General features: G+C 67.9%; 20 protein-coding genes. 14 read left to right on the forward strand and 6 right to left on the reverse strand.

The window, feature by feature from the left end; genetic code table 11:
- Positions 1-4 precede the first annotated feature (4 nt).
- The 9 genes from A5744_RS13310 (at position 5) to groL (ending at position 8,530) form a co-directional block, all read left to right on the forward strand.
- Positions 5-1,390 carry a glutamate decarboxylase gene (locus tag A5744_RS13310; protein ID WP_076061665.1) on the forward strand — a complete coding sequence of 462 codons (1,386 nt, stop codon included), beginning with the start codon at positions 5-7 and terminating at the stop codon, positions 1,388-1,390.
- A 45-nt stretch (positions 1,391-1,435) separates the two neighbouring features.
- The gene (gene alr, locus A5744_RS13315; RefSeq protein WP_205866306.1) at positions 1,436-2,602 is read left to right on the forward strand and encodes an alanine racemase; all 1,167 of its coding nucleotides are present in this window, start codon (positions 1,436-1,438) and stop codon (positions 2,600-2,602) included.
- Positions 2,603-2,654: 52 nt separating this feature from the next.
- Positions 2,655-3,707, forward strand: coding sequence for an alpha/beta hydrolase (locus tag A5744_RS13320; protein ID WP_170874488.1), 1,053 nt, complete (start codon positions 2,655-2,657; stop codon positions 3,705-3,707).
- Positions 3,700-4,161, forward strand: a complete 462-nt coding sequence (gene tsaE / locus A5744_RS13325; protein ID WP_076061671.1) for a tRNA (adenosine(37)-N6)-threonylcarbamoyltransferase complex ATPase subunit type 1 TsaE — start codon at positions 3,700-3,702, stop codon at positions 4,159-4,161. The genes A5744_RS13320 and tsaE overlap by 8 nt, the downstream gene beginning before the upstream one ends.
- Positions 4,146-4,778, forward strand: coding sequence for a tRNA (adenosine(37)-N6)-threonylcarbamoyltransferase complex dimerization subunit type 1 TsaB (gene tsaB, locus A5744_RS13330; RefSeq protein ID WP_139331334.1), 633 nt, complete (start codon positions 4,146-4,148; stop codon positions 4,776-4,778). Before tsaE ends, tsaB begins: the two co-directional genes overlap by 16 nt.
- Positions 4,775-5,266 (forward strand): ribosomal protein S18-alanine N-acetyltransferase, encoded by a 492-nt coding sequence (gene rimI / locus A5744_RS13335; protein ID WP_076061673.1) that lies wholly within the window; start codon positions 4,775-4,777, stop codon positions 5,264-5,266. The genes tsaB and rimI overlap by 4 nt, the downstream gene beginning before the upstream one ends.
- Positions 5,263-6,288 carry a tRNA (adenosine(37)-N6)-threonylcarbamoyltransferase complex transferase subunit TsaD gene (gene tsaD, locus A5744_RS13340; RefSeq protein ID WP_076061674.1) on the forward strand — a complete coding sequence of 342 codons (1,026 nt, stop codon included), beginning with the start codon at positions 5,263-5,265 and terminating at the stop codon, positions 6,286-6,288. Before rimI ends, tsaD begins: the two co-directional genes overlap by 4 nt.
- Before the next feature lie 242 nt (positions 6,289-6,530).
- Positions 6,531-6,833 (forward strand): co-chaperone GroES, encoded by a 303-nt coding sequence (groES, locus tag A5744_RS13345; protein WP_076061676.1) that lies wholly within the window; start codon positions 6,531-6,533, stop codon positions 6,831-6,833.
- Between the two features lie 77 nt (positions 6,834-6,910).
- Entirely contained in the window at positions 6,911-8,530 is a 1,620-nt protein-coding gene (gene groL, locus A5744_RS13350; protein WP_076061678.1) for a chaperonin GroEL, read from the forward strand.
- Between the two features lie 45 nt (positions 8,531-8,575).
- Here groL and A5744_RS13355 read toward each other — a convergent pair whose 3' ends face one another.
- A complete protein-coding gene (locus tag A5744_RS13355) occupies positions 8,576-9,799 on the reverse strand; it encodes a PucR family transcriptional regulator (RefSeq protein ID WP_076061680.1) in 1,224 nt (407 codons plus the stop codon).
- A gap of 184 nt (positions 9,800-9,983) precedes the next feature.
- Here A5744_RS13355 and A5744_RS13360 point away from each other — a divergent pair, with 184 nt between their 5' ends.
- The 4 genes from A5744_RS13360 (at position 9,984) to A5744_RS13375 (ending at position 14,391) form a co-directional block, all read left to right on the forward strand.
- Positions 9,984-10,859, forward strand: a complete 876-nt coding sequence (locus A5744_RS13360) for a short-chain dehydrogenase/reductase (RefSeq protein ID WP_076061682.1) — start codon at positions 9,984-9,986, stop codon at positions 10,857-10,859.
- Positions 10,860-10,920: 61 nt separating this feature from the next.
- Positions 10,921-11,814 carry an alpha/beta fold hydrolase gene (locus A5744_RS13365; protein WP_076061684.1) on the forward strand — a complete coding sequence of 298 codons (894 nt, stop codon included), beginning with the start codon at positions 10,921-10,923 and terminating at the stop codon, positions 11,812-11,814.
- A gap of 28 nt (positions 11,815-11,842) precedes the next feature.
- A complete protein-coding gene (locus A5744_RS13370) occupies positions 11,843-12,712 on the forward strand; it encodes an SDR family NAD(P)-dependent oxidoreductase (protein ID WP_076061685.1) in 870 nt (289 codons plus the stop codon).
- Positions 12,713-12,882: 170 nt separating this feature from the next.
- Positions 12,883-14,391, forward strand: coding sequence for an adenylate/guanylate cyclase domain-containing protein (locus A5744_RS13375; protein WP_076061687.1), 1,509 nt, complete (start codon positions 12,883-12,885; stop codon positions 14,389-14,391).
- On the opposite strand, the gene A5744_RS13380 is transcribed toward A5744_RS13375, so the two are convergent.
- The gene (locus tag A5744_RS13380) at positions 14,388-15,134 is read right to left on the reverse strand and encodes a superoxide dismutase family protein (RefSeq protein ID WP_170874486.1); all 747 of its coding nucleotides are present in this window, start codon (positions 15,132-15,134) and stop codon (positions 14,388-14,390) included. The genes A5744_RS13375 and A5744_RS13380 overlap by 4 nt on opposite strands.
- Positions 15,135-15,171: 37 nt before the next feature.
- Entirely contained in the window at positions 15,172-15,507 is a 336-nt protein-coding gene (locus tag A5744_RS13385) for a nuclear transport factor 2 family protein (RefSeq protein ID WP_076061688.1), read from the reverse strand.
- Positions 15,508-15,577: 70 nt separating this feature from the next.
- On the opposite strand from A5744_RS13385, the gene A5744_RS13390 reads away from it, so the two are divergent.
- Entirely contained in the window at positions 15,578-16,465 is an 888-nt protein-coding gene (locus A5744_RS13390) for a LysR family transcriptional regulator (RefSeq protein WP_076061690.1), read from the forward strand.
- Here A5744_RS13390 and A5744_RS13395 read toward each other — a convergent pair.
- The 3 genes from A5744_RS13395 to A5744_RS13405 all read right to left on the reverse strand — a co-directional run bounded on the left by A5744_RS13395 (position 16,457) and on the right by A5744_RS13405 (position 18,304).
- Entirely contained in the window at positions 16,457-16,936 is a 480-nt protein-coding gene (locus tag A5744_RS13395) for a hemerythrin domain-containing protein (protein ID WP_076061691.1), read from the reverse strand. The genes A5744_RS13390 and A5744_RS13395 overlap by 9 nt on opposite strands.
- Complete coding sequence (locus tag A5744_RS13400; RefSeq protein WP_083679289.1) at positions 16,933-17,730, reverse strand: Rieske 2Fe-2S domain-containing protein; 798 nt, start codon at positions 17,728-17,730, stop codon at positions 16,933-16,935. Before A5744_RS13400 ends, A5744_RS13395 begins: the two co-directional genes overlap by 4 nt.
- A gap of 265 nt (positions 17,731-17,995) precedes the next feature.
- Entirely contained in the window at positions 17,996-18,304 is a 309-nt protein-coding gene (locus A5744_RS13405; protein WP_076061695.1) for a WhiB family transcriptional regulator, read from the reverse strand.
- Between the last annotated feature and the right edge of the window lie 121 nt (positions 18,305-18,425).

The following is an 18,425-nucleotide window of genomic DNA, read 5'->3' on the forward strand; positions in this document are numbered from 1 at the left end:
CGCCGTGTCCCGCAGTCATCCGTCGGTGCCCGCGCACTCGATCGCCCCCGCCTACACCGGCCGCCTGTTCACCGCGCCCGTTCCCGCGCTGCGGCTGCCCGAGGAGTCGATGGAGCCGGAGGCCGCCTACCGCTTCATCCACGACGAGCTGATGCTCGACGGCAGTTCCCGGCTGAACCTGGCCACCTTCGTCACCACGTGGATGGACCCCGAGGCCGGCAAGCTGATGGCCGAGACGTTCGACAAGAACATGATCGACAAGGACGAATATCCCGCGACCGCGGCCATCGAACAGCGCTGCGTGTGCATGGTGGCCGACCTGTTCCACGCCGACGGCCTGAGCGACGACGACCCGGGCAGCGCCTGCGGGGTGTCCACCATCGGCTCCAGCGAGGCGGTGATGCTGGGCGGCCTGGCCATGAAATGGCGCTGGCGGCAGAAGGTCGGCAAGGGGTGGGAAGGCCGCACCCCGAACCTGGTGATGGGCTCCAATGTCCAAGTGGTTTGGGAGAAATTCTGCCGCTACTTCGACGTCGAACCCCGCTATCTGCCGATGGAGGAGGGGCGCTACATCATTACGCCCGAGCAGGTCGTCGACGCCGTCGACGAGAACACCATCGGCGTGGTCGCGATCCTGGGCACCACCTACACCGGCGAACTCGAGCCCATCGCCGAGATCTGCGCGGCGCTGGACAAACTCGCCGCCGACGGGGGCGTGGATGTGCCGGTGCACGTCGACGCCGCCAGCGGCGGCTTCGTGGTTCCGTTCCTGCATCCGGAGCTGAAGTGGGATTTCCGGCTGCCCAGGGTGGTGTCGATCAACGTCAGCGGCCACAAGTACGGGCTGACGTATCCCGGTGTCGGGTTCGTGGTGTGGCGAAGCAAGGAGTACCTGCCCGAGGACCTGGTGTTCCACGTGAATTACTTGGGTGGCGACATGCCGACGTTCACGCTGAACTTCTCCCGCCCCGGGAACCAGGTCGTCGGCCAGTACTACAACTTCTTGCGGCTAGGCCGCGACGGCTACACCAAGGTCATGCAGGCCCTGTCCATGACGGCGCGGTGGCTGGGCGAACAGCTACGCGAGGCCGACCACTGCGAGCTGATCTCGGACGGCTCGGCGATCCCGGTGGTCAGCTTCCGGCTCGCCCGCGGCCTGGGCTACACCGAGTTCGACGTCTCCCACGAGCTACGTGGCTACGGGTGGCAGGTGCCCGCGTACACCATGCCCGACAACGCCACGCACATATCGGTGCTGCGCATCGTGGTTCGCGAGGGCCTGTCCGCCGACCTGGCCCGGGCCCTGCACGACGACGCCCGCACCGCGCTGGCCTCGCTCGACAAGCTCAAGCCGGGCGGGCACTACGAGGCCCAGCACTTCGCGCACTGACGCTCGCGGGCGGGCCGCGGAGCCGGTTCTGGGACAATGGCGGCCGTGGCCGTTACGCCGATATCCCTGAGCCCTGGGGTCCTCGCCGAGGCCGTCGTGGACCTGGGCGCGATCGAGCACAACGTGCGGGTGCTGCGCGAGCACGCCGGTCCCGCGCGGCTGATGGCTGTCGTCAAGGCCGACGGCTACGGCCACGGGGCCACCCGGGTCGCCCGCGCCGCACTGGCCGCCGGGGCGGCCGAGCTGGGCGTCGCCACGGTCGACGAGGCGCTGGCGCTGCGCGCCGACGGGATCACCGCGCCGGTGCTGGCCTGGCTGCACCCGCCCGGGCTCGACTTCGGGCCCGCGCTGCTCGCCGACATCGAGATCGCCGTGTCCTCGGTGCGCCAGCTCGACGAGCTGCTGGACGCGGTGCGCCGCACCGGCCGCACCGCGACCGTGACCGTCAAGGTCGACACCGGGCTGAACCGTAACGGTGTCGCCCCCGCGTCATACCCGTCGATGCTCACCGCGCTGCGCCAGGCCGTCGCCGAGGACGCCGTCCGGCTGCGCGGGCTGATGTCGCACATGGTCTACGCCGACCAGCCCGACAATTCGATCAACGACGTTCAGGCGCAGCGGCTCGGCGACATGCTGGCGCAGGCGCGCGACGCGGGGGTCACCTTCGAACTTGCGCACCTGGCGAATTCGGCGGCCACCATGGCCCGTCCCGACCTGGCCTTCGATATGGTGCGTCCGGGCATCGCCGTGTACGGCCTGAGCCCGGTGCCGCAGCTCGGCGACCTGGGGTTGATACCCGCGATGACGGTGAAATGCGCTGTCGCGCTGGTGAAGTCGATCCGGGCCGGCGACGGTGTGTCGTACGGACACACCTGGATCGCCGAGCACGACACCACCGTGGCACTGATGCCGATCGGCTACGCGGACGGTGTTTTCCGGTCGCTGGGCGGCCGGCTTGATGTGTTGATCAACGGGCGGCGGCGCCCGGGCGTCGGGCGGATTTGCATGGACCAATTCCTCGTCGACCTGGGTCCCGGCCCGATCGACGTCACCGAGGGCGACGAGGCGATCCTGTTCGGGCCCGGCGGCAGCGGCGAGCCCACCGCCCAGGACTGGGCCGACCTGCTCGGCACCATCCACTACGAAGTGGTGACCAGCCCGCGCGGGCGCATCACCAGGACCTATCGCGAGGCCGGAACCGTTGAGCGATAAGAGAACCCGCAGGCGCCACCGGGAAAGGGTTTGGCTTGCGGGGGGCACCGGGCTGACCGCGGTCGCCACCATCGTCGGGGCCTCGGCCCGCCGCTCGATGATCCAACGGGCCACGGACGTCGAAGACCCTTACGCCGACGAGGATTTCGAGACAATAAGCAGCGACCGCAGCTACGTGGTGATCACGGCCGACGGCGTGCCGCTGGCCGTCCGCGAAGTCGGCCCGGTCGACGCGCCAGTGACCATGGTCTTCGCCCATGGCTTCTGTCTGCGCATGGGCGCCTTCTACTTCCAGCGCACCCGGCTCGCCGAGAAATGGGGGCCGCGGGTGCGGATGGTCTTCTACGATCAGCGCGGGCACGGGCTCTCCGGCGAAGGCGAGCCCGAAACGTACACGCTGACCCAGCTGGGCCAGGATCTGGAAGCCGTGCTGACCGAGGCCGCGCCGCAGGGGGTCGTCGTGCTGGTCGGCCATTCGATGGGCGGCATGACGGTGTTGTCGCACGCCCGGCAGTACCCCGAACAGTACGGGCGCATGATCGTCGGCGCGGCGTTGATTTCCTCCGCCGCCGAAGGCGTTGCCCGTTCCCCGTTAGGGGAAGTGCTGAAAAACCCTGCGGTGGAAGCGCTTCGGTTCACCGCCCGCTCCGCCCCGAAGCTGACGCACCGCGGCCGCAATGTGTCGCGGTCGCTGATCGCGCCGGTTCTGCGGGCCGCGTCCTACAGCGACCTGCACGTCAGCCGAAGCCTGGACGCCTTCTCCCAGCGCATGATGAACGGCACCCCGATCGCCACCCTGGTGGGATTCTTGCGGGCACTGGAAGTGCACGACGAAACCGCCGGGCTGTGGACGTTGCTGCGCATTCCGACGCTGATCGCCTGCGGTGACCACGACCTGATCACCCCCGATGAGTACTCGAGGAAGATGGCGGCCTGTCTGCCGCAGTCCGAGCTTGTCATCGTCACCGGGGCCAGTCACCTGGCGCTGCTGGACAAACACGAAGCCATCAACGACGGTCTGGTCCGGCTGGTCAACCGCGCCACGCCGAGCAAGGTGGTCCTGCGCTACCGGCGTCTGCGGGAACGGTTCCGGCGTCATGCCTGAGCAGGGCACCGCCACCTGCGAGCGCGTCGAGGACACCGTCGCGCTGGGGTCCCGGCTGGGCAAGCAGCTGCGCGCCGGCGACGTGGTGGTGCTCTCCGGTCCGCTCGGCGCCGGAAAGACGGTGCTGGCCAAGGGTATTGCCGCGGCGATGGATGTCGACGGCCCGGTCACCTCACCGACGTACGTGCTGGCGCGGGTGCACCAGGCGCGGCGACCCGGCGCGCCGGCGATGATCCACGTCGACGTCTACCGGCTGCTGGACCACCGGGGCGCCGACCTGCTCGGCGAGCTCGACTCGCTGGACCTCGACACCGAGCTCGACGACGCGGTCGTCGTGGTGGAGTGGGGCGAAGGCCTGGCCGAACGCCTGTCCGAGCGGCACCTGGACGTCCGCCTCGAGCGGGTCAGCCACTCCGACGCGCGGATCGCGACCTGGGAGTGGAACAGCTCGTGAATATCGTTCTCGCCCTGGACACTTCGACGCCTGCAGTCACGGCCGGCGTCGTGCGACTGTCCGATCATGCCGTGCTGGCCGAGCGTGTCACCGTCGACGCCCGGGCGCACGCCGAACGGCTCACCCCGAATGTGCTTGCGGCGCTTGGCGATGCCGGGCTGACGATGACCGATCTGGACGCCGTGGTGGTGGGTTGCGGCCCCGGCCCGTTCACCGGCTTGCGGGCGGGGATGGCGACGGCCGCCGCGTATGGTCATGCACTCGATATCCCCGTGCGGGGGGTATGCAGCCTGGATGCCATCGGCGTGCTGACCACCGGCGACACCTTGGTGGTCACGGATGCCCGGCGGCGCGAGGTCTACTGGGCGCGATACCGCGACGGGGTCCGCATGTTCGGCCCGGCGGTCAATGCGCCTGCCGACGTCGACCCCGGACCGGCGCGGATGGTGGCCGGTTCGCCCGAGCACGCGGCCCTCTTCGGTCTGCCGGTGTGCGAGCCCGTCCATCCGACGCCGGCCGGGCTGGTGGCCGCGGTGCCCGACTGGTCGGAGCGCCCACTGCCGCTGGTGGCGCTGTATCTGCGCCGGCCCGATGCCAAGCCGTTGGCGGCTCGATGACCGCCTGCAGCGAGCCCGTGACACTCGGCGCGTTGACCCCCGCCGACGCGCAGCGGTGCGCCGAGCTAGAGGCATTGTTGTTCCCCGGTGACGATCCATGGCCGGCGGTGGCGTTCAACCGCGAACTCGCCAGCTCGCACAACCACTACGTGGCCGCGCGCGCCGCCGGCCGCGTGGTGGGCTATGCGGGCATCTCCCGGTTGGGCCGCAAACCGCCGTTCGAATACGAGGTGCACACCATCGGTGTGGACCCCGCATTCCAGGGGCGGGGCATCGGCCGCCGCCTGCTCGACGAGTTGCTGAATTTCGCCGAAGGCGGCGCGGTCTATCTGGAAGTGCGCACCGACAACGAGGCGGCCATCGCGTTGTACCGCAGCGCCGGGTTCACCCAGATCGGCCTGCGCCGGCGCTACTACCGGGTCAGCGGCGCCGACGCGTACACGATGCGGCGGGTGGGGGCACCTCCCGCTTGCGGGGGAGCATTGTGACCACCATCCTGGCTATCGAAACCTCCTGCGACGAAACGGGAGTCGGCATCGCGCGGCTGGACGCTGACGGTGCAGTGACACTGCTGGCCGACGAGGTGGCATCCAGCGTCGACGAACACGTCCGGTTCGGCGGGGTGGTGCCCGAGATCGCCTCGCGGGCGCACCTGGAAGCCCTGGGTCCCGCCATGCGTCGCGCGCTGTCCGCGGCCGGTGTGGAACGACCCGACGTCGTCGCCGCCACGATCGGGCCCGGCCTCGCCGGTGCCCTGTTGGTGGGAGTGGCTGCGGCCAAAGCGTATTCGGCCGCGTGGGACGTGCCGTTCTACGCCGTCAACCACCTGGGTGGGCACCTGGCCGCCGACGTGTACGAACACGGGCCGCTGCCCGAGTGCGTGGCGCTGCTGGTGTCCGGTGGCCACACGCATCTGCTGCACGTGCGTTCGCTCGGCGAGCCGATCGTCGAGCTGGGCAGCACCGTCGACGACGCCGCGGGCGAGGCCTACGACAAGGTCGCGCGCCTGCTGGGCCTGGGCTATCCGGGCGGAAAGGTGCTCGACGACCTGGCCCGCAGCGGCGACCGCGAGGCCATCACTTTCCCGCGCGGCATGACCGGCCCGGCCGACGACCCGCACGCGTTCAGCTTCTCCGGGCTCAAGACCGCCGTCGCGCGATACGTCGAGAGCCACCCCGACGCCGCCACGGCTGACATCGCCGCAGGCTTCCAGGAAGCCGTCGCCGACGTGCTGACCATGAAGGCGGTGCGGGCGGCGACCGAACTCGGCGTCGGGACCCTGCTGATCGCCGGGGGAGTTGCCGCCAACTCCCGGTTACGGGAGCTGGCCACGCAGCGCTGCGCGGCGGCGGGCCTGACGCTACGGATCCCCAGACCGCGGCTGTGCACCGACAACGGGGCGATGATCGCCGCGTTCGCCGCGCATCTGGTGGCCGCCGGGGCGTCGCCCTCACCGCTGGACGTGCCCAGCGACCCCGGGCTGCCGGTGGTAAAAGGGCAGGTCAGCTGAGTGCTCGGCGCCAACCCGAGGGAAGCAGCAGGGCGGCCTTGAGTGCTAGCACTCTCATGTATAGAGTGCTAGGTGGCAATCGGCCAACCCCCCGTGTCGGCACCCGCGACGACGGCGCGAGGGTGCGGACGGATGCCGAAACACCTGACAATTCGGGCGGTTCGGGGCAAGCCCCCGGACCGACCGCCAACTCCGGTCCGGGCACGCCCCGGACCCGACCCAAATAGTGGAGGGCTCCAATCGTGGCGAAGGTGAACATCAAGCCACTCGAGGACAAGATTCTCGTGCAGGCCAACGAGGCCGAGACCACGACCGCGTCCGGTCTGGTCATTCCTGACACCGCCAAGGAGAAGCCGCAGGAAGGCACCGTCGTCGCAGTCGGCCCCGGCCGGTGGGACGAGGACGGCGACAAGCGGATCCCGGTCGACGTGTCGGAGGGTGACACCGTCATCTACAGCAAGTACGGCGGCACCGAGATCAAGTACAACGGCGAGGAATACCTCATCCTGTCGGCACGCGACGTGCTGGCCGTCGTATCCAAGTAAAGAACCGTGTTCCGCCCCGGCGATCCCCTGTAACCACGGGTGATTTCCGGGGCGGCTCGCGTTGAAGGGGAGCCTTGATGAGCAAGCTGATTGAGTACGACGAAACCGCGCGCCGCGCCATGGAGGCCGGCGTCGACAAGCTCGCCGACGCGGTACGCGTGACGCTGGGCCCACGTGGCCGGCATGTGGTGCTGGCCAAGGCATTTGGCGGGCCCGCGATCACCAACGACGGCGTCACCGTCGCGCGCGAGATCGACCTGGAAGACCCGTTCGAGAACCTGGGCGCCCAGCTGGTGAAGTCGGTGGCCACCAAGACCAACGACGTCGCCGGTGACGGCACCACCACAGCGACCGTGTTGGCCCAGGCACTGGTCAAGGGCGGCCTGCGCATGGTCGCCGCCGGGGCCAACCCGATCGCGCTCGGCGCCGGAATCGGCAAGGCCGCCGACGCGGTGTCCGAGGCGCTGCTGGCCGCCGCCACCCCGGTGTCGGGCAAGGAAGGCATCGCGCAGGTGGCGACGGTCTCCTCGCGCGACGCGCAGATTGGTGAACTCGTCGGCGAGGCCATGAGCAAGGTGGGCCACGACGGCGTGGTCAGCGTCGAGGAATCCTCGACGCTGAGCACCGAGCTGGACTTCACCGAGGGCGTCGGCTTCGACAAGGGATTCCTGTCGGCGTACTTCGTCACCGACTTCGACTCCCAGGAGGCGGTGCTCGAAGACGCGCTGATCCTGCTGCACCAAGACAAGGTCAGCTCGCTGCCCGACCTGCTGCCGATGCTGGAGAAGATCGCCGAGGCCGGCAAGCCGCTGCTGATCATCGCCGAAGACGTCGAGGGCGAAGCCCTGGCCACGCTGGTCGTCAACTCCATCCGCAAGACGCTCAAGGCCGTCGCGGTCAAGTCGCCGTTCTTCGGCGATCGCCGCAAGGCCTTCATGGAAGACCTGGCGATCGTGACGGGCGGACAGGTCGTCAATCCCGACGCCGGCCTGCTGCTGCGCGAGGTCGGCACCGAGGTGCTGGGCACCGCGCGGCGCGTGGTGGTCAGCAAGGACGACACCATCATCGTCGAGGGCGGCGGCTCCGCGGATGCTGTCGCCAATCGCATCAAGCAGCTGCGCGCCGAGATCGAGGCGAGCGACTCGGACTGGGATCGCGAGAAGTTGCAGGAGCGGCTGGCCAAGCTGGCCGGCGGGGTGGCCGTCATCAAGGTGGGCGCCGCAACCGAGACCGCGCTCAAGGAGCGCAAGGAAAGCGTCGAGGACGCCGTCGCGGCCGCCAAGGCAGCGGTCGAAGAGGGCATCGTCGCCGGCGGCGGATCGGCGCTGATCCAGGCCGGTAAAAAGCTGCAGGAGCTGCGCGCGTCGCTGAGCGGCGACGAGGCCCTCGGTGTCGACGTGTTCGCCGAAGCGCTTCCCGCACCGCTGTATTGGATCGCCACCAACGCGGGGCTGGACGGCGCGGTCGCGGTCAACAAGGTCAGCGAGCTACCCGCCGGGCAGGGACTGAACGCGGACACGCTGAACTACGGCGACCTGGTCGCCGAAGGCGTGATCGATCCCGTCAAGGTCACCCGCTCGGCGGTGCTCAACGCGGGGTCGGTGGCACGGATGGTGCTCACCACCGAGACCGCGGTGGTGGACAAGCCCGCCGATGAGGACGACGACCACGGCCACCACCACGGCCACGCACACTAGTACCGCCTTACACGAAACAGCCCCGGCGTCATTGCCGGGGCTGTTTCAGTTAATCCACGCGGCTAGTTCGAGGGCCACGGCGACTTCAAGGCTGTTGTGGTTGAGTGGTTTGGGTAGCAGGCGTTCGGCGCGCGCGATCCGGGTCAAGACGGTGTTGCGGTGAGCGAAAAGAACTTTCGCGGCGCGCGGCGCGTTTGACTGCTCGCGGAGATAGATACGAAGGGTTTCGCGCACTTCGGGATTAGCGTCGGCGAGGTCGCCGAGCGTGTGTCGGAGGAATTGCCGCGCAGCAGCCTCGTCATGGCTGACCAACGCAACCAGTTGAATGGATTCCCATTGGGCTAGCCGCACGCGGGTTGCGCGCATGAGCAATCTCTGGGTGGCGAGCGACTCGAGATGACTGCGCCGGAAGCCGTCGATGCCACGGGCTGGGGAACCCAGCGCCACGAAGACGTGGTCGTGATTGTTGAGCACGTTGTCGAGGGAGCGGGGGTCAAAGTGATCATCGCTGGGCACCCAAACCCACAGCGCGCCCACGCTAGCGGTCACTGTCAGGGGCCGGCGCCCTCCGACGGCAGCACCCAGCGCTTCGGCGGTCTGGTCTAGGGCCGCGACGTCGGGCTCGGCCTGGTCGCTCCACACGATCGCGGCCAGGTGGGACCGATCGAGGGCGTAGCCCAGCCGGGTTTCGGCGATCGCGCGACGAACGGGTGCGCCCTGGATAAGCAGGGTGACGGTTTCAAGGCGTTCAGCCTGAGTCCCGCGGGTGAGTTGCTCGCGCTCGGCGTGCATCTGTGCCGAGACCTGGGCGATGGTGGCATCGACGTAGCCAAAGATCGACCGGGCGCTGTAGTCGAGCAGCTCCGGGAGCTCCTCCGGGTCGTCGGTGAGGCTGAACGCGATGCCCATCCAGCGTCGCCACGCGACATTTTGCCCCGCGCGCCAGGCTTGCAGAACTCCGTCGTCGAGGCCGCGGCGGGTGAGGTCGCGGGCGATGACCCTGGGCTCGGGGCCGGGGTTAGGGGGCACCGGTGCGGCGGGGTCGCGGCGAATCGATTCGGCCCAGAACACAAAGTTGGCCCGGTTGCTGCGCCTCATCTCCGCGATGAGCGCCGGGTCCTCTGCTAGGGCGGGGTCCTGATCGGTCAGCGTTGCTACGTCGATCTCGCGGAGGAGCTCGTCGAGCACCGCACCGGGTGCGTCGAGTATCTGCTGCACGCCGGCCTGCATGAGTTCTGCAACTCGTGGCGAGGGTCGCTCCCACACCATGCCGACACCATAACAGCGGCAGGGCAAATGCACATTAATGCGCCTAAATGATGGGCAGCCGCTCATTGGCTTCGGGTGGTTTCGCTCGGACCATTACCAGTGACAAACAACAAAGCTCGAGCTCACCCACGCCGCGAACCCGGACCCGCATCACCGAACCGGTGATCTCAAGTCAGGAGGAAACATGTTCTCTGCCAACCAAACCTTGTCCGGCAAGACCGCGTTCATCACCGGCGCGGCCGGCGGGATCGGCGCAGCCACCGCCCGTGTCCTGCATCGTCGGGGCGCCAACGTCGTGCTCATCGACCTGCAACAGCGCGCCGCCGATGCGGTCGCGGACGAGCTGGGCTTGCACCGCACGCTGCCCCTTGCCGTCGATGTCACCGATGCCGAGTCGCTGCAGGCCGCCGTAGCTTCCGCCGTTGACGAGTTCGGCGCAATCGACGTCGTGTTCGCCAACGCCGGGATCGCCGCCGATCCCCCGACCAGCATCTTGACCATCGACCCTGCGCAGTTCGAGAAGGTCGTCGAAGTCGACTTGCTCGGAGTGTGGCGCACGGTGCGCGCAGCGCTACCCCAGATCATCGCCAACCGCGGCTATGTCCTCATCACGTCGTCGATTTATGCGTATGCAAATGGCACCATCAATGCTCCGTACGCGATGTCGAAAGCCGGTGTCGAACAACTCGGTCGCGCGCTGCGCGTCGAGCTCGCCGGAGCCGGTGCCTCGGCTGGGGTCCTCTACCCGGGCTGGGTCAAGACCAACATCGCCCGCACCGCGTTCGGCGGAAATGACACCGTCACCCGTTTCCGCGCCCGCGCCTACCCTCCGTTCCTGCGCGTGGCCATCGAGCCCGAGCAGGTGGCCGAGGCAGTAGCGGCCGGCATCGCCAAGCGGTCGCCACGGATCGTTGTACCGCGCCGCTGGATCCCCTACATCCTGCTCAACGGCGTGCTCAACCCGCTGTCTGACGCCGCGCTGGTACGCGACCGCACCGCACAGCGATTCGTTCGCGAAATCGAGCAATCCGCGGCCAACACCGAGCACGCCAAGGCATGACCCATGCCGATCACTAACCGAACCCACACCCGCGCTGACCACATCCCGAAAGGAGCAACCCATGACGACCCGTCTCGACGTGGAGTTTGTGTCTGACGACGCGACCTGCCGTGCCTGGCTGTATCTGCCGCAGACGACGCAACCACGCCCCGTCATCGTGATGGCCCACGGCTTGGGTGGCATCCGTGAGATGCGCCTCGACGCCTACGCCGAGCGGTTCTGCGCCGCCGGCTACGCGTGTCTGGTTTTCGACTACCGCCACTTCGGCGCCAGCGACGGCCAGCCGCGTCAGCTGCTTGACGTCGAGCGCCAACTGGCCGACTGGTCGGCCGCGATCGCCTTCGCCCGCAGCCGCGCCGACGTCGACAACAAGCGGATTGTGTTGTGGGGCACCTCATTTGGTGGCGGGCACGTGATCGTGGCCGCGGCTCGCGAGTCCGGCATCGCCGCCGTCATCTCACAGTGCCCATTCACCGACGGCATCGCCTCGGTGCTGGCGATGAACCCGCAGACACTGGTCAAGGTCAGCGCCCGCGCTATCGCCGATGTCATCGCCGGCCGCCTCGGAAAGGGCCCGATCATGGTGCCCACCGCCGGTCCGCCCCGGTCGGCGGGCTTGATGACGGCACCCGACGCCGTGCCCGGCTACCTGGCGCTGGTCCCCGACGGCGCCCCGTTCCACAACGAGGTGGCCGCACGGGTAGTGCTACAGGTTCCCACGCACAGCCCGGGCCGCTACGCGGCCCGGGTGGACTGCCCGATCCTGTTCTGTGTCTGCGAGACTGACAGCGTCGCTCCGGCCAAGGCCACCCTGCGCCACGCCGTGAAGGCTCCTCACGGGGAGGTGCGCCTTTATCCCGAAGGCCACTTCGACATCTACGTCGGCGAGCCGTTCGAGCGCGTCGTCGCCGACCAAATCGCCTTCCTGCACCGGCACGTTCCGGTCATCACCTGAGCCCCACCACAACCCGAAAGAATCCATCATGGCTCGCTACGCTGTCACCGGACGCACCATCGTCATCACCGGCTCCAGCGGAGGCCTCGGTTCAGCCCTGGCCGAAGACTTACGCGCCCGCGGCGCCAACCTGGCGCTGCTGGATCTCAACCTGGACGCCACCACCGCTGCGGCCCAACAACTTGGCGGCGACACCGTTGCCAAGGGGTTCCGCGCCGACGTGCGCGACCTCACCAGCCTGCAGGCAGCCATGACCGACGCCGCCGAGCACTTCGGACGCATCGACATCGTAATCGCCAACGCCGGTATCGACACCATGGCGCCCATGGCCAGCCTCGACCCCGCGGCGTTCGAGCGGGTCATCGACATCAACCTCACCGGAGTGTGGCGCACCTTCCGCGCCGCGCTGCCCCACGTGCAACCCCACCAGGGATACCTGCTCGCCGTGTCCTCGATGGCCGCGTTCGTGCACTCCCCGCTACAGGCGTCCTACACCGCGAGCAAGGCCGGTGTCTGGGCCATGTGCGACAGCATCCGCCTCGAAGTGCGCCACCTGGGCGTCGGTGTCGGCAGCGCCCACCCCACGTTCTTCCGCACACCGATGATGGACGACGTGGTCGCCGACCCCGCTGGCCGGGAACTGTGGGGCGGCAACGAAAAAGGCCTCTGGAAGATGGTCCCGATGCAGACCGTCATCGGCGGCATCGTCGATGGTATCGAACGCCGCGCCAACCAGATCATCGTCCCAAAGACGCTGACTCTGACCGCAAAAACACCCGGATTGTTCCGACCCCTTTTCGACCGGATCGGCTTCCGCGACTCAAGCATCCGCCGGGCAATCGAACTCGCGTCCAGCACCGGATGGCATGACGACCAAGCACATTCGCGCCACCGCTAACAGCCGGTGAGGTGGACGGGCAACTCGGAGCCTTTTCGCCGCGGAAGATGATCCTGGTCGCCGGTCCGGCAGGCGGCGAGGACGACGCCGACGGCCAAGGTCATCACCATCACTAGGTAGTGCCGAAGAAACACCCCCGGGTTCATTGCCGGGGGTGTTTCGTTATTGGCATGGATCGCATCTGGCAGTGGGCGTGGGATCGGTACGCGTCGAGGTACTCGTGGGCAGGCTGGGCGCTCACTCTCCCCCTGGCGCTCCCGGTTTATCTCGCCTGGTCGTTGGGCATTGTCGCTTTCGAGAGGTCCGATCGCTACGCGGAGGCGGCCGCGGTGACCGTGGCCGCCGTGCTCGCGTACGCGTATTTGCTGGTAATTCCCGGCGGAAGGGATGCGCGGCTCATCGAGCGGTGGGCCGTTGGCGACGACGTCGATCGAGAAAGCGCACTGCGCGCCAGCTACAGCCTTGGCCGGAAAGTGATCGCGAGGGGGCTGGTCGTCACCTTTGTCTGGATCGCGGCGCTGTTCGTCGGTGTCGGGATGATCGCCGGAGCAAGCGGGTCGCGGCTCATCCAGTACGCGATTCTGGGTGCCATCGCCGGGACTGCCGGCCAGCTGATCACTGTGCACAGCTACACCGAATCAATCCTGCGGCCCGCCAGGGCTGCGATGGTCTCGGATACGGATATCGGCGATTCCCTGCCTCGCTCTCGCCCGGCGTTCGCCACGTGGACCAACGTGGCCATGCTTGCGGTGGGATTCGCGTTCGCCGTCGCGGGCGCAATCCTGGGAGCCATTTTGGACGTCGCCAGGCACGGCCCCGCCCTCGCCATGATGATCGGTGGTGTGCTGGTGCTCGTCATCGGGCCGTCGCTCTGGGCCGCGTACTCGCCACTCCTGCAACCCATTCGCGATCTCGCCGCAGGAACTGAGCGTGTTGCGGCCGGCGATTTCAGCCAACGCCTGCCGGTGGTGCAAGATGACGACCTCGGCGCGCTGGCGGCGTCGTTCAATCGCATGCAGGCGGGTCTGACTGAGCGACAACGACTTCAGGGCGCGTTCGGGTCCTATGTCGACCCGGCGCTGGCGGCCCGACTGCTCGAGCAGGGTGACGACGTCTTCAACGGGGAGCGTCGCGAGGTGACGGTGATGTTCGTCGACATCCGCGACTTCACCCCGTTTGCCGAAGCGAATACCGCCGAGGACACCGTCGCCCGGCTCAACGCCCTGTTCGAAATCGTCGTGCCCGCGGTCGTCGATGCCGGTGGGCACGTCAACAAGTTCCTCGGCGACGGCGCGCTAGCCGTTTTCGGTGCCCCCAACGATCTCGCGGACCATGCCGATGCGGCGGTGAGCGCGGCGGTGCTGATTCATCGCCTCGTCGCGCGGCGTTTCGACGGTGCGCTTCGGATCGGAATTGGCATCAACACCGGCAAGGTGATCGCCGGAACCATCGGCGGCGGGAGCAAGCTGGAGTTCACCCTGATCGGTGACACCGTCAACGTCGCCGCCCGCGTTGAGCAGCTCACCAAGACCACCGGTGACGCGATCCTTCTCACCAAACAGACTGCCGACGCCTTAGCGTGTCGGCCGGCCGGACTCATCGACCGGGGATCACATGAGCTGAAAGGAAAGTCGGCCGCGGTGGCGGTCTTCGGGCTCGACCCAGCGACCACTGATTAGCGGCCGCGCGGCAATACCGGCGGAGTCGTCACCGTGATGGTCGGCGTCGACGTGAAGGTCGGGGTGGTGACCGTGACGGTGCTCGTGCTCGTCGACGTGGACGGCGGCGCGACGGCCGTCGTGGTGGTGATCGTGGTGGCGGTAGTCGTCTCTGTGGTGGACGACGTCGTCGTCGCGGCCGCTGCGGCAATCACGCCGCAGGCCACCCGCTTGGCCGATTCACCGGTGGAGCCGTTGCTCAAGTTATCCGGGTCCTGGTGGATGACCAGTGCGCTACCCGAGCCGTTTCTCAGGTCCGCGGCCGTGACCGAGTTCGTTGTGGTGACGAGTTTCGCCGAGCCATCGGTGCGCACCTGCAACGCGGTCAGCTCGCCGCTCGCGGGATAGCCGGTGTGACCCGGTGCCTGGTAGACGCCCCCGGCCGAACTGAAGTCCCCGGGGTCGCATCTGCCGATCGAGTGGATCTGCAGCCCGTGGAAACCCGGGCTCAGCACCTGGTTGGCGCCGGCCTCGACGGTCACCGTCGCGTAGCCGTCGGCGAAATCGAAGGTGGCGTTGGCCACGACAGTCCCGTCAGAGCTCTTCAACTGCGTGGCCATTCTCTCCGCGCCGGCCGGCGACGTGGTCAGCGGTGACGTGTTGGGCTGGCTGCCGCGCTGGTTCGTGCATGCGCCCAGCGCTGCCGCGGTGGCGGCCAGTACCGCGGCCGCAACGGCTACTTCCCTCTTCAAGCCCGTATTCATGCACGGGACCTACCCGAATTCGACGATGTCAAACTCGCTACAGCAGCGGGCGCGGGTCGAACACCACGCGCACCCGTTGGGCGCGCCCGTTTTCGACGTGACACCAATTCACGACGGGGACCGGCTCGCCGCCCTTCGGATGCAGGTTGAACCACGTCAGCACGTCGCGGTCGTCGGCCAACATCTTCTCGACGGTGATGTCATCGAGCATCTGGGCGAAGCCCGCGAGTTGCTTGACGTAGTCGTCGGCGCCGCTGGCGGTGCCCATCGGTCCGGAGAACGTCACGTCGTCGGCGAGGATCGCGCGCAGGCCATCGAAGTCCTTGCGCTTCCAGCTGTCGAAATATGTCCGTGCGATCTGTGTCGGTTCCATGCCTTCATCCTCCCCGCGGGAGTGGCATACGTCGAAGATATGTTGCTGATCCGACGCATAATCAGTAGTTATGGAGCTGCATCAACTCGAGTACCTAGTCGCGGTGGCGGAAGAGGCGAGTTTCACCAAGGCGGCCGCGCGCGTGCATGTCGCGCAGCCAGGGGTCAGCGCGCAGATCCGCCGACTGGAGTCCGAACTCGGCCAGGCGCTGTTCGACCGCTCGGGCGGCTCGGTGCGACTGACCGACGCGGGTGCCAGGGTGCTGCCGCCGGCGCGGGCCGCGCTGGCCGCCGTTCACGAAATCGCTGCTGTCGCAGAGCAACTGCGGGGGGTGCTGCGCGGGCGCGTCGCGGTCGGAATGATGCCGTCGTGCCCACCCGACGTCATCACCGGCACGCTTGCCGTGTTTCACGACGAGCATCCCGGCGTCGAGATCAGCTTGGTGGAGGCGCCGTCGGCCGATCTGATCGCCGGCATTCGTGACGGCGCGATCGATCTGGCCGTCGTCGGGTTCGCGTCGGCGCTCGGCCGCGGCATCGAGGTAACGGTGATCAACGACGACGTGTTGGTGGCGGCCGTCGCACCGGGCAGCGCCCTCGCCCGACGGACTTCGATCTCATTGCGAGCGCTCGCCGAGCATCCGCTCATCTGCCTGCCGCGCGGCGCGGGCATCCGGGCCGGCCTCGACGAGGGGTGCGCGGCCGCCGGTATCCGCGCCAACATTGCGCTGGAGGCCAGCAACCCGGTGGTGGTCGGCGATCTCGCGGCACGGTCGCTCGGCGTTGCGGTGCTGCCGCAGTCCTACGTGCGCACCCGCGACGATCTGCACCCGATCCGCATCGGGCGTCCGGCAATGCGCGTTCGCGTCGGTGTGGCGTGGCGTTCCGACGGCAGGCTGTCACCGGCCGCGACGGCGCTAGTCGAGTTGTGGCGCCGGCGGGCCGATAAGTCACAGTGAGCTCAGCACGGCCGCACGGACGCGGACGCGGAACTTGTTGATCGCCGATCGACGCAGTTGGGTCATTCGCTCGACCATTTGGTTACCCAGGGTGTCGAGCATGTTCTCGCTCAAATCGATTGGGGCCGGGCATAAGTCGCGCTCCTCTTCGGTGGCGTGGGCGTCCAGGACCGTGACGAACGAGTGCCATTCGTCCTCGTACTGCGGTGCGCTCGGCGGCGTCCGAAGCAGCGTTGCCAGCTGATCCCACACCTGCCGGTGTTCCGCATGGGCGATAGCGACCAGCTTGCTCGCCGCCTGTACCGCCGGATAGAACAGGTCGTCCTCGATTCGCATATGGATGTCCAGCTCGATCAACAGCTCACCGAGGGCTTCTTGCCGCTCATCGGTATCCGGTGGTATTGCGGTGGTCTTCGCGCACAGGCCCCGTAAGACCTTGTGGTGGTCGAACAGCACTTCATAGGCATTCATGTCGCCACTCCCCGCACCTCAACGAGTCCGTCGCGGATCCGCACCGGATAACTCGGCAGCGCCGCCGTCGCAGGTCCCCGCGTCACCTCGCCCGATTCGCACGCGAACCGGGAACCGTGCCAGGGGCAGACGATTCGATCGCGATCAATCCAGCCGTCATTCATCGGTGCACCCAGATGCGGGCAGTGCGCACCCACCGCCAGCACCCTGTCGTCGTTCCGATACAGGACCACGCCCACACCGGCCACCTCGACCCGCTGCGGCTGGCCATCCAAAGCCGTTGCCGCCAGCACCGGCGTCCAACGGTCCCCACTCAGCCGAGCTCCAGAGCGATCAACGCCGGTGCCCGACGCGAACACCAAAGCGCCGCCCAGGTAGCCGGCACCAAGGGTCAGGCCGTAGCCCAGCGCACTGCTCGCCATTCCCCGCAGATGACGGCCGTCGCGGCGCTGCCGCCACGACACTGCGTACAGTCCCGTTGCGACCGTGTTCAGCAAGCCATGCACGAGACCGATCCGGCGCGATTGCTCATGGGTGTGCTGCCAGTCGGTCAGACCGGTAGCGGCCGCGCCGACGCTTCCGACAAGTCCGACACCCAACGCAAACCGTGCAGCGTCACGAAGCCCGGTGGCGCGTCCGGGGAGCAGGCTGGCCGCGTCGATCGCGACCGTCGTCGCCACCGCTCCCGTCGGCACGGACGTCAACGCCGGATGAAGCGGATGACCGAGCCAGGTGCCATGCAGTGCGTTGCTGACGCGATCCCGGTATCGGCCCGTGGCCGCGAATGCGAACATCAGGGCGTGCTCGAGACGGTAGCTGGGTCGATCCAGCCACGCTTGCTGTCCCAGCGTTGTCCTTACGGCGAGTCCGGCATTGCGGACCCGAGTTTCAAAATTGTGCCAGCGCTTAGCCACAGCGCCCCTCCCGCGCGACGGCGAATCGACGCGGGCCCCGACACCGCGAGCGATTGAGTGAATCTAGGACCGCGGCCGGTTCGCCCAGTCCATGACTAGTACACGCGCCGCGGCGCGGAACCGTTCAATCGCAGATTGCGGGAGATCAGGCGCTGCGACGGATACCGCGAGTGCGGCCGATGTCGCCCTTCAGCAGTAGGTCGCGCTCGGATTCCGACAGGCCGCCCCAAACACCGTACGGCTCAGCGACTTCCAGCGCGTGGGCCCGGCACTCCTGGATCACCGGGCACTGCCGGCACATCTCCTTGGCGCGCTGCTCGCGTTGCATGCGCGCGCGACCGCGCTCGCCGTCCGGATGGAAGAACATCGACGAATCGACACCGCGGCACAGGCCTTGCAGTTGCCAGTTCCATATGTCGGCGTTGGGCCCAGGTAGCTGCTCCGGTTGTGGCATGGCTAGTTCCCTCTCTGCACGGCACGCCCAGAATGTCAGGATCGCGAAACGATTGTGCAACTGATTTTGGGGGGACGTCACCGATGACTGCCCGTCATTGCTAGAACTTAGGGGCGGCGGC

It is taken from the genome of Mycobacterium sp. IS-1264 (assembly GCF_001954195.1).
GTDB lineage: Bacteria > Actinomycetota > Actinomycetes > Mycobacteriales > Mycobacteriaceae > Mycobacterium.